Here is a 13,305-nt window from a genome sequence, read left to right as displayed (position 1 = left end):
CGAAGGAGAGATCAGTCCTTGAACAGCCCCGCCAGGTCTTCGGCCGTGATGGCGCCGCCGGAGAGGGCATCGCCTTCCATGACGTCCGCGAACAGCTGGGATTTCCGCGCCTTCAGGGCCATCACTTTTTCCTCGATGGTGTCCTTGGCGACCAGCCGGTAGACCATGACGTTGCGCGCCTGCCCGATCCGGTGAGTCCGGTCCACGGCCTGCGCCTCGGACGCGGGGTTCCACCAGGGGTCCAGCAGGAAGACGTAGTCGGCCTCGGTCAGGTTCAGCCCAAAGCCGCCGGCCTTGAGCGAAATGAGGAACACGGGCGCGCTGCCGTTCTTGAATTCATTGACGACGTCGGTACGGTTCCGGGTGCCGCCGTCGAGATAGCAGAACTCGATCTTCTCCTCCACAAGCCGCTCGCGGACCTTCCCGAGGAAACCCGTGAACTGGCTGAAGATCAGGGCGCGGTGACCCTCGGCCACCAGGTCCTCCAACTGCTCAAACAGCACGTCCAGCTTCGAGGACCGGACGGCGGTCAGCGACGGATCCACCAGCGACGCGTCCAGGCTCAGCTGCCGCAGCAGCGTGAGCGACTGGAAGATGGTGAAGCGGTTCTTATTGACGTCCTCGATCAGGCCCAGGATCTTCTGCCGTTCGCGCTGCAGGTGCGTCTGGTAGACCTTCTGGTGGCGCGGATTCAGCACCACCTCCAGGATCTGCTCCTGCTTGGGCGGCAGGTCCTTGATGACCTGGTCTTTGGTGCGGCGCATCATGAGCGGACGGACCCGACGGCGGAGCTTTTCCAGCTGCCCCTTGTCGCCGTTCTTTTCCACCGGCTTTTGGTAGTACTCGGCAAACCGCTTGGGGCTCGAGAACAGGCCCGGCGCCACGATGGACGTCAGCGCCCAGAACTCCATGAGGTTGTTTTCCAGCGGCGTGCCGGTGATGGCCAGCTTGAAGGCTGCCGGCAGCTTGCGGGCGCACTGGTAGGCCTTGGACTGGTGGTTCTTGACGAACTGCGCCTCATCCAAAACCAGCCCGGCCCAGGTCCGGGTGGCATAGGACTCGTAGTCGATCCGGAAGAGGGCGTAGGAGGTGATGACGATGTCCGCGCCGCCCAGTTCCACGGCGACGTCCTGGCCGTTCTTGGCGAAGGTCTCACTGACGGTCCGGACTTTCAGGCCCGGCGCGAACCGCGCGGCCTCCGCCGCCCAGTTGCCCACCACACTGGTGGGTGCCACCACCAAAAAGGGAGTCCCGCCGTCGTGCGCTGCTGTTCGGGCGGTGGGTTCCGCGGCCGAAGAATCGGCCGCTGTTCCTCCCGCAACCTGAGCAGCCTGCGCAGCCTGCTCCTTCGCCGCGCACATCAGCGCGAGGGCCTGCACGGTCTTGCCCAGGCCCATGTCGTCCGCGAGGACCCCGCCCAGGCTGTGCTTGTAAAGGAAGCTCAGCCAGTTGAAACCCTCAAGCTGATAGGGCCGCAGTTCGGCATTCAGTGAGGCAGGCAGCGGCAACCCCTCGATCCCGCCCTCAAGCAGGCCGCCCACGGCGGAGCGCCACGCGGCAGCCTGTTCGTCCACGATGCCCAGCTGGGCCAGCTCGTCCCACAGCCCGGCCTGGAAGCGGCTGATCTGCAGCGGCGCGTCCTTGTTGTCCTGCAGCGAGCGGGCTTCCTCGATCAGGGCCCGCAGCTGGTGCAGTTCCGGTAGGTCCAGCGAGAAGTAGGCGCCGCTGGGCAGGAGCATCTTGGTCTGGCCGGCCGCAAGGGCGGAGAACACGGCGGCGAACGAGACGGGCTGGCCTTCCAGGGAAATCTGGATGCCAAGATCGAACCAGTCGCGCTGTTCGGTGGCCTTGGTGGAGATGGAAACCACCGGGGCTTCCTCGGCCTCACGGTAGTCCGCGATTTCGCCCGCGGTGTCCACCGAAACATCCGGTGCCTGCCGCAGCATGGGCAGGACGTCCTCGGTGAACGCGAGGGTGTCCAGGCCGCTCAGTTCCGCCGAAGCGGAGAGCCGCGGCGTGCCCCAACCACCGGTGGCCGATTCGCCCAGCGCCGGGACAACGTCCCACGGCTGGCCGATGCCCTCCAGGATGCGTGCTTCCGCGGTGTCGTCGCGGTAGCCGTGGTCGCCGGGGTGCCGCCAAAGGGGCTGGGCGGTGACCAGGGTCCCGGACTTGTAGTGCCATTCCCAATGCAGCCGCACGCGGTGGTCCGCCCCGTAGTTGGCCAGCAGCGAGAGCGTGGGGACAGCCAGGGCGGGCAGTTCCACCGAGTCATCCTTGGCGGTCACCCGTGCGGTCTGCTTGAGTTTCGGGTAGAAACCGGTGAGGAAGCGGGTTTCATCCTTCGCGGGAATATGCAGGGTGCTGCCCGCGGTCACGAACGCCAGGAGCTCCTCGCTCAGCCCGCTTTCCAGCGGGGCAAGCGTGATCACACTGTCCGCAGACACACCCGGCAGCGCGTCCCCGCCGGTGGTCAGGAAGATGCCGTGCGCGGGGCGGCCGATGGTGCCCACCGACGCCGGATCAACGTCTTCCCCCTCCACGGTGATGGTGGGCGCGAGCTCCAGACCGCCGTCGTCGGCCGTTTTGTCTGCTGACTGCCCCGACGCAGTTACCGTGGCAGATTCGTTGCCGTAACGGCTCAAATTAAGCCCGACGGCGGCGGGAGACTCCGCGAGCCGCACCGGCTCAGTGCCGCGGCTGTGGACGAGGGCGAGGCCGATCTTCTTCGCGTCAGCGAGCAGGCTCCACATGTTCTTGCCCGCGAAGGTGTTCAGGCCCAGCCAGAGCGCGGAGGAGTTGTGGACGCGGTTGGCGGCGGCGGTGTGGGCGGCGAGGAAGGCCTGCATCCACTCGATGTGCGCCTCGTTGCATTCGCGCCGGAAGTTCAGGTAGCTCAGGGTGTTCCAGGAGACGTCGCCCCGGATCCACTTGCCCTTGGCGCCCATGATCACGGGCCGGGCCTTGAGCTGGCGAACGCTGCGGAGCGGATCGCGGCGGCCTGTGTAGGAGAAGTGCGGGGCCGGTTCCTCGACCTCAAACTGGAGGGCCAGCGGGATGCCGTTACTCGACTGGGTGATCCCGGGCTGCGAAATGAGCGGGCTGAGGGCCTGCTCCCAGTCGGCCAGCTCCAGGCTCGCGGGCTGCCGGGACAGCCGGGAAACCTCGGCCGGGGCAAGGAGCTGGACGCGGATGGCGGGGTTGTCCTCGGCAGCGAAGAGCAGCGCCGCCACGTGCTTGCAGTCCTTGCGGACGGGGCAGCTGCAGACCCCGACAGTGCAGCTCCAGCCGCCCGTTTTCCGGACCAGCTTGGCCGTGGTGGAGTAAGGCACGTCCGCCCCGCCCCTGACCTTGCCCAGCATGAGCCCGGTGGTGGCATCGAACGAGATACCGGAGACGCGGCTTCCCATGGCATACGCCAGGCCGGCCGCGAGGGAACGGTCGTTGATGGCGGGAGTCTGTATTGCCAGTGCCGCACTCTCGTCCGGTTGGGATGGCATGGTGCGCGCTACTTTCAGTGGCCACGGCGGGGCCGTGTCCGATTCGATGGTTATCTGATTCATCTTAGTTCGCCCGGCGGGGGCCTGAAACTTCGTCTGACGTTCACTTCCGCCTCAACCGCCCGCTGTCCAAGCCCCCGTAGCGTGAAAGTGTCCCGAGCTTCATCGAAGCTTTCAGCAGCAGTGAGGAATCCCATGACCATGAGCCAGAACCCTGTCGTCCTGACCAAGGCCAGCATCGAAGCCGGCAGTGAGGAGGTTGTCGATGCCAACGTTCACGTGGTGAATGCCATGTACGGCAGCCTGCTGGACTCCCGCGAGATCGCCCCCGCGGCACTTCGCAGCTACTACGTGGACTTCTATGTCACGCAGTCGCTGGAGGGCGGCTTTGCCCAGTACGTGTTCACTGCCGACCGCGACGAGGTGGATCCGCTGATCCGCGAGGGCCTGGAGAGCATGGGCGCAACGGCGCACCTGGAGCTCTTCAACCGGACCGTTGGTGTCTTTGATGCCCTGTCCGAGGAAGACGAGGAGCGCTACCTCGACGGCGACCTGGACGCCGAGGAAGAATCCAACGATGCCGTGCGCACCATGGAAGAACTCGACGGTGAGTTTGAGGAACTGTTCGAAACCGAGAACATCACCGCCCTCAACGCCGCCTGGCTGCTGGGCCAGGAAAGCCTGCTTGTGCTGGATGACGAGGAACTCAGCGCCTACATCGAACGCCAGGTTGCGCTCCTGCCCGATCTCGAAGAGCGCCGGGCGCGGGCCGAGGACGAGGCGCTGGACAACGCCCCGGACTTTGAAATCATCATCCGGGAACTGTGCGACGTCGCCGGGTACGAACTCGAAAAGATCACCTTGGGCGACCCCAACTACCTCCACAACGGCGAGAAGACGCTGGCCTGGCACTTCAGCACCGACCACGGCGACTTCCTCATGGTCGAGGAAGAGGACGAGGCCTTCATGATCAACCCGGAGACCCAGGAGATCGTGGCCGCCGTCGAGTTCGAGGAAGTGGACGACGACGAGATGATCGAGGCGTAGCGCGCCTCACCTTTAGAGTGGCTCAGCTGGAGCGCGCCGCGCCCCAGCTCGCCGGGCCTGGCGGGGCCGCCGGTGCTGGCGCAGCACGGCGTGCCAGAAGAGTGCGGGGCCGCCGGGACGTTCCGGCGGCCCCGCTGCTTTCCGGCGCGGGCTGTGCAATGAGACGTATCCCTTCCGCATCTGGATTTCCACCCCCTCCGTGGCCGATGCCGACGTCGTTCTTTACGCCCGTACTGCGCGCGAGCTCCACCCAGTAGGCCACGTCCCGGCCGGTCTCCCGCAGCAGCAGTTGTTGGTTGTGATCCACCATGGTCTGCCAGGTCCTCCGCACGGTGCCAAAAGAAATTTCGGACAGGCCGTAACTTTCCCGGCCCGGCCGGCGATGTAAGGCGTGATGGGTTCCCCACGGAGCCGGATCTGAAATGTTCTCTAGTTTTTGGAGTGTCTCTATGTCGCTGTTCACTGTTCTCGCCACCAGCAAAGTTGCAGCCGGAGTTCTCGCTGCAGGCACCTTGGCCGTCGGCGGGACCGGCGTAGCCGCTGTCTCCGGCGTCCTCCCGGCCGACGCGCAGCAGACCGCGCACGAACTGCTGGGCGCCCCGGCCCCGAAGCTGGCAGGCGAAGCAGCCGCCGACGCCGCCGGTTCCGCAAAAGCCAATTCTGCAGTAACGTCCGCCGACGCCACCGCCAAGGGTTCCGCTGACACCTCAGCCAAGGTGACGGTTTCTGACCACGACGCCGCCGCCAAGGCAAATGTCGCTGCCGCTGCCGGCACGGCCGTGGACGCCGCCGGTGCCGCGGCCATCGGCCTTTGCACCGCCTTCACGAACGGCGGACTCAACGCGTCCTCCGAAGGTTTCTCCTCGCTGGCCATCGCGGCCAAGGGCGAAGCAAACGTCGAAGCTTTCTGCGCCGACGTGGCCGCCAAAGGCACTGCCGCCACTGAGGCCAAGGCTGCTGTAACGGGCTCTGCGGCTGTCCAGGCAGAGCGCCCCGAAGTGCCGGCAGTCCCCGCCATCCCGGCGGTACCCGGCATCGACGGCGCCCCGGCCGTGCCCGCCGTCCCTGCCGTTCCGGCAGTTCCTGCAGTGCCCGCCGTCGCCGGTCATCACGTAGACGTTCCGGCCGTTTCGGGCCGCTAGGACCCTCGCGGCTAGGCTGGACTGCGGGAAAACGGCCCCTTAGGGGTCCCCCGCGGTCCAGCACGCCGGGACGATGCAGCAGCCCGGGACGAAGGAGCCACTGGTGCCAGGTACTTTGGCCGAAGAAGACATCGACATATTTGAAGACACAGCCGGCGCTGATCCGGCCGTGCTCTTCGGCGTTGTCTACCGGACCTTTGCCGGCGCAGTCCTGGGTTACCTGAGGGCCCGCGGCGTCGACGATCCCGAAGCGGTCACCCAGGACGTCTTCCTGGCGTTCTTCCCCAAAATCGGCGAACTGACCGGCGGCCTGCAGGGCGCCAAGTCGTTGGTGTTCTCTATCGCCCACGCCCGGATGGTGGACTACTACCGCCGCGTTGAGCGCAGGCCGGCCTTCACCCCGTATGACCCCCTGCAGGACGCGCGCAGCACGCCTTCAGCAGAGGACCTCGCCCTCGGGCACGCCGGCGGCGCAGCGGGCATGCTCGAAGGCCTGGCCGACGACCACCGTGAAGTGCTGGCACTGAGGGTGGTGGCTGACCTGTCCATCGAACAGGTGGCAGGCATCATGGGCAAGTCCCAGGGCGCCATCAAACAGCTCCAACGCCGGGCGCTGCAAAACCTCAAGGACCGGACCCTCAGAAGAAACCAGGCAGATCATGAGTGACATTGCAGGCTCCAGCAGCGAGGGGACCGTCGACCAGCTGCTCCATGACGCCGGGTTCGACGGCGACGCTGCCCTCCGTTCCGCCCTGCAGGACCTCCGCGGCCTGGCCGCCGGGGAACAGCCGGAAGCCTCCGCCGCCGTGGCCGCGTTGATGGTCCCTGCGCCCACACGCCATCTCGCGGCCGTCCCGGCTCCGGCCACCGAACCGGCTCCAGCCCCTGAACCGGCTCCAGCCGCCGACGAACTGGCCGCCCGCCGTCGCGCCAAGCGCCGGATCACCCTAACCACACTGTCAGTGGCCGTTTCACTGGCAGCCGGCGGCGCGGTGGCCGTCGCTTCCGACCACGGCCTCCGAGATTCCATCGGCCATGCGAATCAGGCGGTCAGTTCTTTCGTGGCCACGATGGCTGGCGGCAACGAAGCCGCCCCGCCCGCCCCGTTGCCTGCCCGGCCGGTCACCCCGTCCACTGTGCCCGCCGCCCCCGCAAACCCTTCCGCTCCTGCCGTCACCCCGCCGCTTCCGGCGCCTTCGCATGCCAACTCCGGCCACACCCCGGCGCCATCGCCCGGCCAGCCGTCCCCGGCGAAGGACGCGCCGCTCCCGAGCCTGCCCGTCCCGCAGAATCTCACGCCTGGCCTCCCGAAGGTCCCGGACCGGCTGCCGGTCGGGGAGGGACAGCCCCCAGCCCTGCCCCTGCCGCCGACCCCTCCAGTCCATGTGCCCGGCGTCCAGCCCTAGCTACGGGTAGCCGCCTCTCCTTGGCAGCCCGCGCCGTCAGCCGCCGGTTCCTCAGCAACGCGGCGCTTCCTCAGTACCCCGGTGCCGCCGTCTTGATCATTTCGCCGGCCGGGTCTGCCAGGTACCAGACCCCGCCAACGCCCTCGCCCATGACGTCACCCGGCTCCTTGTCCTTCGCGTAGTAGTACAGCGGCAGTCCATTCAAGGTCAGCTGCTTTGCACCTTCCGGCGTCGTGATGGTTCCCAGCACTCCGGTGACCCCGTCAGCGGAGGGCTTGGCTGCGACGGTGAGCGCTCGGGGCCACGATGCCAGGCATGCGCCGGTGCAGGCGCTGGCGCCCGAATCCTTGGTGTCTTTGGCGAAGAAGTAGAGACTCATGCCCTTCGCGTCCACCACAATCCTGCCGGCGCTTGATGCCGCGGTCATGAGGTCGACGGCGGGTGCTTTGGTTGCAGCGGTGGGCGCCGCGGACGTGGCGGCGGGTCCGGTCACTGCCGGAGCGGCGGAGGACCCGCCGGGGGCAGCCGTTGTGGTGCTGGTTCCCGGGCTGCCGGCGCATCCTGCCAGTCCGGCCATGAGGGCCATGGCCGCAAGGCTGGTGGCCAGATGCTTTTTCATGGAATGCTCCCTCGAACTGATGGCCCGGCGTCGGATCGCCGGACGCTAACCGGTATGACGCCCCACGGTAAAGAATGGTTCAAAGCGGTGGCCGCCTGGTCCGCCGCCGTGCGGGCCCTAGCCGCGGGTGAACCGTTTGCCCGTGGCGGACGTCGTATCAGCGGAACCAACGGAGCCCGGCCGGGACCCGGGCGGGCGGCGCTGAGGGGCGGGCGACGCTGAGGCAGGGACGGGAGGAGGCAGGCATGCCGCTGGACGAGGATGTGGTGGCCGCGATTTACCGCGAACACGGCCCCGCCCTGCGCCGGTTTGTGCTGAGTGCCTCCCGGGACCCGCAGGTTGCCGAGGACGTGGTCCAGGAGACGGTGCTGCGCGTGTGGCAGCAGGCGCCGGACATCACGGGCAGCCTGCGCAGCTACCTGTTCCGGACGGCGCGCAACATCATGATTGACAACTACCGGAAAGCACAGCGCAGGCCTGCCGAGGTGGCTGAACGCGAAGTCGCGGATCCCGCCGAGGCCGTTGAGCGGGTGGATGAACTGCTCAACCGGGTGCTCATGGAGGAGGCCCTGCTCCGGCTCAGCAGCGAACACCGGGACGTCCTGGTGGCGCTCCACTACCGCCGTTTCACAGTTAACGAGGCCGCCCTGCAACTGAATATTCCCAGCGGAACGGTGAAGTCGCGGGCGTACTACGCGGTCCGGGCATTACGGACCATCCTGGATGAGATGGGGGTGGAACGGTGAACGCCGAGGAATTGCACCACTTGCTGGGCGCCTACGTGCTTGGGGGGCTTGATTTTGCCGATACGCAGCGCTTCGAAGCCCATCTCCGGGGGTGTGCGCAGTGCAGCGCGGACCTCGCCGAACTGGAAAGCCTGCCGGCCCTGCTGGACGCGCTTCCGGTGCCGGACGCGGTGGCACTCACCGGTCCGTCCCGCGCCGCCGCCGCGGCAGACCCGGCCACCTCCGTGCCCAAGGCGGTCCTCGGTGAACTGGCCGCCCGGCGTCGTAAATCACGACGCCGGTGGGCAGCGCTGGTGGGCGCCGTCGCGGCCGCGTGCCTCGCATTGGGCGTGGCCGCAGGACCACTCCTGAACCGGCCGCCGCAGCCGGACGCCAGCTACTCCGTCCAAGCCGACAACGGCCTGCGTTTCAGCGTTGACCTGGCCCGGAAGAACTGGGGTACCGAGCTGGCGGTTAACGGCAGCAGCATGCCGCTGACCGGAACGTACTCACTGTGGGTGCGGGACCGCGCCGGCGGGGAGGACCGCGCCTGCGCCTGGACCGCCACACCGAGCGGGCGGGTCAAGGTCACCGGCGCCACCCCGGTGCAGCTGGCCAGCATCGCCACCGTGGAGCTGCGGGACGATGATGCGAAGACCGTCGCCGTGATCACCGTCCCCTGAGTCCCGCCGCACCGGCCGTTCCCCAAGGCCGGAGGGGGCGTCAGATTATCGGGACATCTTGGCCAGCTTGGCCCGGACCACCATGTACACGCCGTAGCAAATGAGGCCGGCACCCACGGCGGCGAGCAGATACACACCGAAGGGCTGGTCCCGGAGTGCTTTCAGGCCGCCGTCCAGGCCCGTGGAGTTCTCCGGATGGGCACTCAGGGTGGCGATCACGATCAGCAGGCCGGTCAGCAGCAGCACCGCGCCTTTGGCAACGTAGCCGGCAACGCCCAGGACCGTGACCGCCGTCCGTGCCTGCGGTGAGGAAGGCATGACCAGGTGTTTTTCGAAGGATTTCTTGATTCCCCTGATGGCATACACGGCCCCGGTGATGGCGATGCCTGCACCCACCAGGACCAACAGGGCCACGCCGCCGGGGGCCTTCATGACGGTCAGGGTGAGGTCGCTCGCCTTTTGCCGGTTGTCGTTTCCGGAGCCTGTTCCCATGGCGAAGGCAGCGAGCGTCAGGGCAAAACCGGCGAACACCAGGCACTGCGCTGCTGCCTTGCCCTTTTCCGCCGCTTTCTTCTTGGTGGGAAGCCGGTTGTAATCGAAGATCGCATCGCTGGCCTGCCAGATCGCCAGTGCGGCGCACGCGGCGAAGCTTGCCCAGAGAAGGAAGGGGCCGGCAGGCTGGCTGGCGAGCTCGGCCACAGCCCCGCTGAAGTCCGCGTTCCCTGCTCCGCCCATGGCCAGGCGGATGGCGATAGCGCCGATTAGAAAGTGCAGGACGCCGCTCGCGGCAAACCCCGCCCGTGCCAGCAACTCCAAAGCACGCGAGTTGGTGACGTCCTCCGCCGCGTCTGCGGCCTGCTTTAATTCTCTTTTGATGACGGTTCCTTTGGCCGGCGCCAGGGAGGCGCAAATTGTGTGCCCCCCACACAATCCCCATCGTGCCATGCAACGACTGCCATCAACAGTCCCGCCATCCGCCGCGCCCATGGGGAGTGATCCCCATCGCGGGGCACCGGCCGCCGTGCAACCATATGTTCAGCGATATACCCACACGTATCACTTCCCGGGGGAGAAACCATGACCTTTTACGGCGCGGACGTCAGTCAGCTGCGTGAGCTGGCGAAGGCCGTCGACAAGGCGGCCACTCTGTTGAGCAGCCGGGCCAGCTCCCTGCAGGGTCAGATTCAGTCCGCGCCATGGAAGGGCCGTGACGGTGAGATGTTCCGGCAGGATTGGGCGTCAAGCCACCGCCCTGCCCTGGAACGCGTAGCGTCCAGCCTGCGCCATAACTCCAAGCTGCTGTTGCAGCACGCGAACGAGCAGGAACAGGCGTCTGATGCGGCCGGCGCCGGGAGCAGCGGCACTGGCGGGGGAAGCGTTCTGGACAAACTCAAGGGTTGGGGCGGCCGCGCTCAGACATGGCTCGAAGAACAAATACAGAAGGCTGCCGAGGCGAAGGCCCACCAGCAGGAGCTCGAACAGGGACTCAACGAGGCGGCCAAGGGCAGCCCGGAAGAGCAGGCGAAGTGGTGGGCTGGGCTGTCCGAGGTGGACCGGCAGTACCTGATCGAAGGCGAAGGTGAGCACGGCCCCCTTGCCGCTGAGCTGATGAAGATGGACGGCGGCATCCCGGAAGCTGCCCAGGCCCAGGCCACTGACCATCTCCAGCAACTTGCCCTGGCGGACACCGCAATCTACACCGAGGCCGGCAAAGCCTCCATTGACGGCCGGGTGGCCTGGTTCCACGCCGGCGCCGAAGTGGGCACCGTGGTGGTCGAAAACGCTGACGGTTCAGCCACGCTCAAGGTCTACGGAAACATCGGCCTGGGCGTCAATGACCACACCGGATCGGGAAACATCACCCTTAACGGGGAAACCTCCCGCGAGTTCAAGTTCGGCAGTGCTGAGGAGGCCATGGCCGCCCGGAACCAGCTGTACCGTGAGCTTCCGCCGGACAGCGCCGGGAAGGTCAAGGACGTGGCCACCAACGCGCCGGTCTACCTCGCAGCAACCATCCAGGAGGCTGCGCAGGACAACGGTACGTCCAGCTGGGACGACAAGGTCAAGGGAACGTTCTCTCTTGAGGCCAAGGGTGACGCCGGCGCCGCGTCCGGCTCCGCAAAGCTGGATCTCGCTTACGAGCGGAACCTGACGGACGGCACCGCGAAGGCCAGCGGCGAAGTGTCCGCCCAGGGCAAGCTGGACCTGGACGGCCAACTGTTCACGGCCTCCGGCAAGGGTGGCCTGGAAGTCAGCCTGGACAAGGACAGCAACATCGATTCGATCGCGGTATCAATGGAGGGCAACGTAGCGCAGGGAGTCAGCGCGGGACCTGACATTGAGGGCGCCAAGCTCGAGTCCAACGTGACCGTTGGTTCGCAGAGCACCGTCAAGATCGATGTGGACTACACGCCGGACAATGCCGCCGTGATCGACAGCTACATGCGCAACGTGGCGCTGGGTGACAACCAGGCGGCAGCCGCTGACGCGGCCAAACTGTACGAGGCAGGTTCCGCCACCGTCCAGGTGAACAACGTGGTGACGGTGTCCAACGAGGCCGGCGTGGACTTCAAGGCGGGCGAGGTGGAGCTGAAGACGGAGAACAAGGCAACCACCAACGTGTCCACGTACTATAAGGTCGCGAACGACACCAAGCTCGAGCGGCTCTGACCTGGCCGTGCCTGATCCCAAGACTTACCGCCAAGGAGCAACCATGTCAGTGCACATCGAATCCCCGTTGGGCTTTACCGCGGACTTTCCCGAGCACACCCAGGTCCTCGAGGATTCCGCCGCCGGACCCAACACCGAGCAGTACGGCCTGCTCGGCGGCGTCCTCGTCACCGTGATCAAGGACGATAACTCCGTCACGGATGCGCCCGCTGCCAACGGCTGGGCACACCTGATGTCGGACTTCTACCGGGATGAACACGCCGGTGTTGTATTGACCGAAGGTGAGCTGAACCTTCCCGGAAAAGCGGCGTATGCCGTCCTGGTGGGCTACTCGGATTCTGCCGGAGCGGCGAGGGTGGCCGCGACGGTCGGGGTGTGGGAAAACAACCGGTTCATCGGCGTTGTGGTGATCTGGCCGTATGTCAACCCGGAAATCGAACCGCGCGTGGACATGCTCAAGGAGATCGTCGCCTCAATCAGCGTGGCCTGACCCAACTAGGTAGCAGTAAGTGTCGTTTTGAGCGCTCAAAACGACAGATAGCGCTACCTACATTCTGGGTTGGCGGGTTCAGCGGCGCCGGTAGCAGAGGTCGAAGATCAACCGGCCGGCCTCATGGGCTTTGGCTTCGAAGCTGGTCCGGATGCGGCCCTCGAAGCGGGGAGCCCAGCCTCCGGTCTCATCCACGCCCTCGTTGGGGCCGGTGTGTTCGGTACTGACCGGGGCCCTGCCCTCCCGGACCGGCGCGCCGCCCACCAGAGACTCGACGCCGGACTGCCACACCTGGGTGAGGGGGCTTTCGGGCCCGTGGCGCTCGCCGGTGTGCAGGTTTTCAAAGTCCGCGGAGTCCGCCAGGACGTCGCGGACGTGCACGGCGTAGTTGGACCAGTCGGTCGCGATCCGCCACAGGCCGCCCGGCGTGAGCGCCCGCGCCGCAAGCGCTGCGAACTCCGGCTGGATGAGGCGCCGCTTGTGGTGCCGCGACTTGTGCCACGGGTCGGGGAAAAAAACCCAGAGTTCGCTGACGGAGCCTGCCGGCAGCATGGTGGCCAGTACCTCGGGCGCGTTGGCCTCCACCACCCGGACGTTGCTGAGCCCTCTGCTGTTGATCTTGATGATGGTGTTGGCCAGGCCCGGCGTGTAAACCTCCACGGCCAGGAAATCCGTGTCCGGGTTCTGTTCGGCGGCATGGCAGATGGCATCGCCCAGCCCGGAGCCGATCTCCACAATCAGCGGCGCCTTCCGGCCGAATTCCGCCTCGGCGTCGAACGTGTAGTCCGGGTGGACCGAGGTGTTCGCAATGTGCCGGGGCACGTCCACAGCCCAGCGGTCTGAGTGCTCTTCCCAGGCTGTCTGGCGGCGGCCCTGCAGGCGGGTTCCGCGGCGCACGAAGCTGACGGGCCTGCCGCCGTACGTGCCGAACGACGCCTGGGTTCCGGGGGTCACCGGCCGCGGGACATGCGGAGGCTGGGGGGTTTCTGGGGATTCGCTCATCCTCTTCAGGATACCCGCGCC

Annotated in this window: 12 protein-coding genes; 8 read left to right on the top strand and 4 right to left on the bottom strand. The window is 66.7% G+C overall.

Annotation, left to right across the window (positions count from 1 at the left end):
• Window positions 1-11: 11 nt before the first annotated feature.
• Entirely contained in the window at window positions 12-3,500 is a 3,489-nt protein-coding gene (locus SBP01_RS17945) for a DEAD/DEAH box helicase (RefSeq protein ID WP_320536771.1), read from the bottom strand.
• A 195-nt stretch (window positions 3,501-3,695) separates the two neighbouring features.
• On the opposite strand from SBP01_RS17945, the gene SBP01_RS17940 reads away from it, so the two are divergent.
• From SBP01_RS17940 to SBP01_RS17925, 4 genes are all read left to right on the top strand, one after another.
• On the top strand, window positions 3,696-4,547 hold the full coding sequence (locus SBP01_RS17940) for a hypothetical protein (protein WP_275214785.1): 852 nt from the start codon (window positions 3,696-3,698) through the stop codon (window positions 4,545-4,547).
• A gap of 449 nt (window positions 4,548-4,996) precedes the next feature.
• The gene (locus SBP01_RS17935; protein WP_275214786.1) at window positions 4,997-5,689 is read left to right on the top strand and encodes a protein tyrosine phosphatase; all 693 of its coding nucleotides are present in this window, start codon (window positions 4,997-4,999) and stop codon (window positions 5,687-5,689) included.
• 73 nt (window positions 5,690-5,762) lie between these two features.
• Complete coding sequence (locus SBP01_RS17930; RefSeq protein ID WP_414004242.1) at window positions 5,763-6,356, top strand: RNA polymerase sigma factor; 594 nt, start codon at window positions 5,763-5,765, stop codon at window positions 6,354-6,356.
• Window positions 6,349-7,095 carry a hypothetical protein gene (locus tag SBP01_RS17925; RefSeq protein ID WP_320536770.1) on the top strand — a complete coding sequence of 249 codons (747 nt, stop codon included), beginning with the start codon at window positions 6,349-6,351 and terminating at the stop codon, window positions 7,093-7,095. Before SBP01_RS17930 ends, SBP01_RS17925 begins: the two co-directional genes overlap by 8 nt.
• Before the next feature lie 70 nt (window positions 7,096-7,165).
• Here the strand turns inward: SBP01_RS17925 and SBP01_RS17920 are convergent, their stop codons facing one another.
• Window positions 7,166-7,714 (bottom strand): hypothetical protein, encoded by a 549-nt coding sequence (locus SBP01_RS17920; protein WP_320536769.1) that lies wholly within the window; start codon window positions 7,712-7,714, stop codon window positions 7,166-7,168.
• Between the two features lie 245 nt (window positions 7,715-7,959).
• On the opposite strand from SBP01_RS17920, the gene SBP01_RS17915 reads away from it, so the two are divergent.
• Both SBP01_RS17915 and SBP01_RS17910 read left to right on the top strand, forming a co-directional pair.
• A complete protein-coding gene (locus SBP01_RS17915; protein ID WP_320536768.1) occupies window positions 7,960-8,460 on the top strand; it encodes a sigma-70 family RNA polymerase sigma factor in 501 nt (166 codons plus the stop codon).
• Window positions 8,457-9,122 (top strand): zf-HC2 domain-containing protein, encoded by a 666-nt coding sequence (locus SBP01_RS17910; protein ID WP_320536767.1) that lies wholly within the window; start codon window positions 8,457-8,459, stop codon window positions 9,120-9,122. Before SBP01_RS17915 ends, SBP01_RS17910 begins: the two co-directional genes overlap by 4 nt.
• A gap of 45 nt (window positions 9,123-9,167) precedes the next feature.
• On the opposite strand, the gene SBP01_RS17905 is transcribed toward SBP01_RS17910, so the two are convergent.
• Window positions 9,168-10,067, bottom strand: coding sequence for a DUF1206 domain-containing protein (locus SBP01_RS17905; RefSeq protein WP_275214792.1), 900 nt, complete (start codon window positions 10,065-10,067; stop codon window positions 9,168-9,170).
• 132 nt (window positions 10,068-10,199) lie between these two features.
• Between SBP01_RS17905 and SBP01_RS17900 the strand changes: the two genes are divergently transcribed.
• Both SBP01_RS17900 and SBP01_RS17895 read left to right on the top strand, forming a co-directional pair.
• Window positions 10,200-11,792 (top strand): hypothetical protein, encoded by a 1,593-nt coding sequence (locus SBP01_RS17900; RefSeq protein ID WP_320536766.1) that lies wholly within the window; start codon window positions 10,200-10,202, stop codon window positions 11,790-11,792.
• A gap of 43 nt (window positions 11,793-11,835) precedes the next feature.
• Window positions 11,836-12,282, top strand: a complete 447-nt coding sequence (locus SBP01_RS17895; protein WP_275214795.1) for a hypothetical protein — start codon at window positions 11,836-11,838, stop codon at window positions 12,280-12,282.
• 78 nt (window positions 12,283-12,360) lie between these two features.
• Here the strand turns inward: SBP01_RS17895 and trmB are convergent, their stop codons facing one another.
• Complete coding sequence (gene trmB / locus SBP01_RS17890; protein WP_320536765.1) at window positions 12,361-13,284, bottom strand: tRNA (guanosine(46)-N7)-methyltransferase TrmB; 924 nt, start codon at window positions 13,282-13,284, stop codon at window positions 12,361-12,363.
• Between the last annotated feature and the right edge of the window lie 21 nt (window positions 13,285-13,305).

This window comes from Pseudarthrobacter sp. IC2-21 (genome assembly GCF_034048115.1).
In the GTDB taxonomy this organism is placed as follows: domain Bacteria; phylum Actinomycetota; class Actinomycetes; order Actinomycetales; family Micrococcaceae; genus Arthrobacter; species Arthrobacter naphthalenicus.
This window is presented reverse-complemented; position numbering and strand designations above follow the sequence as displayed.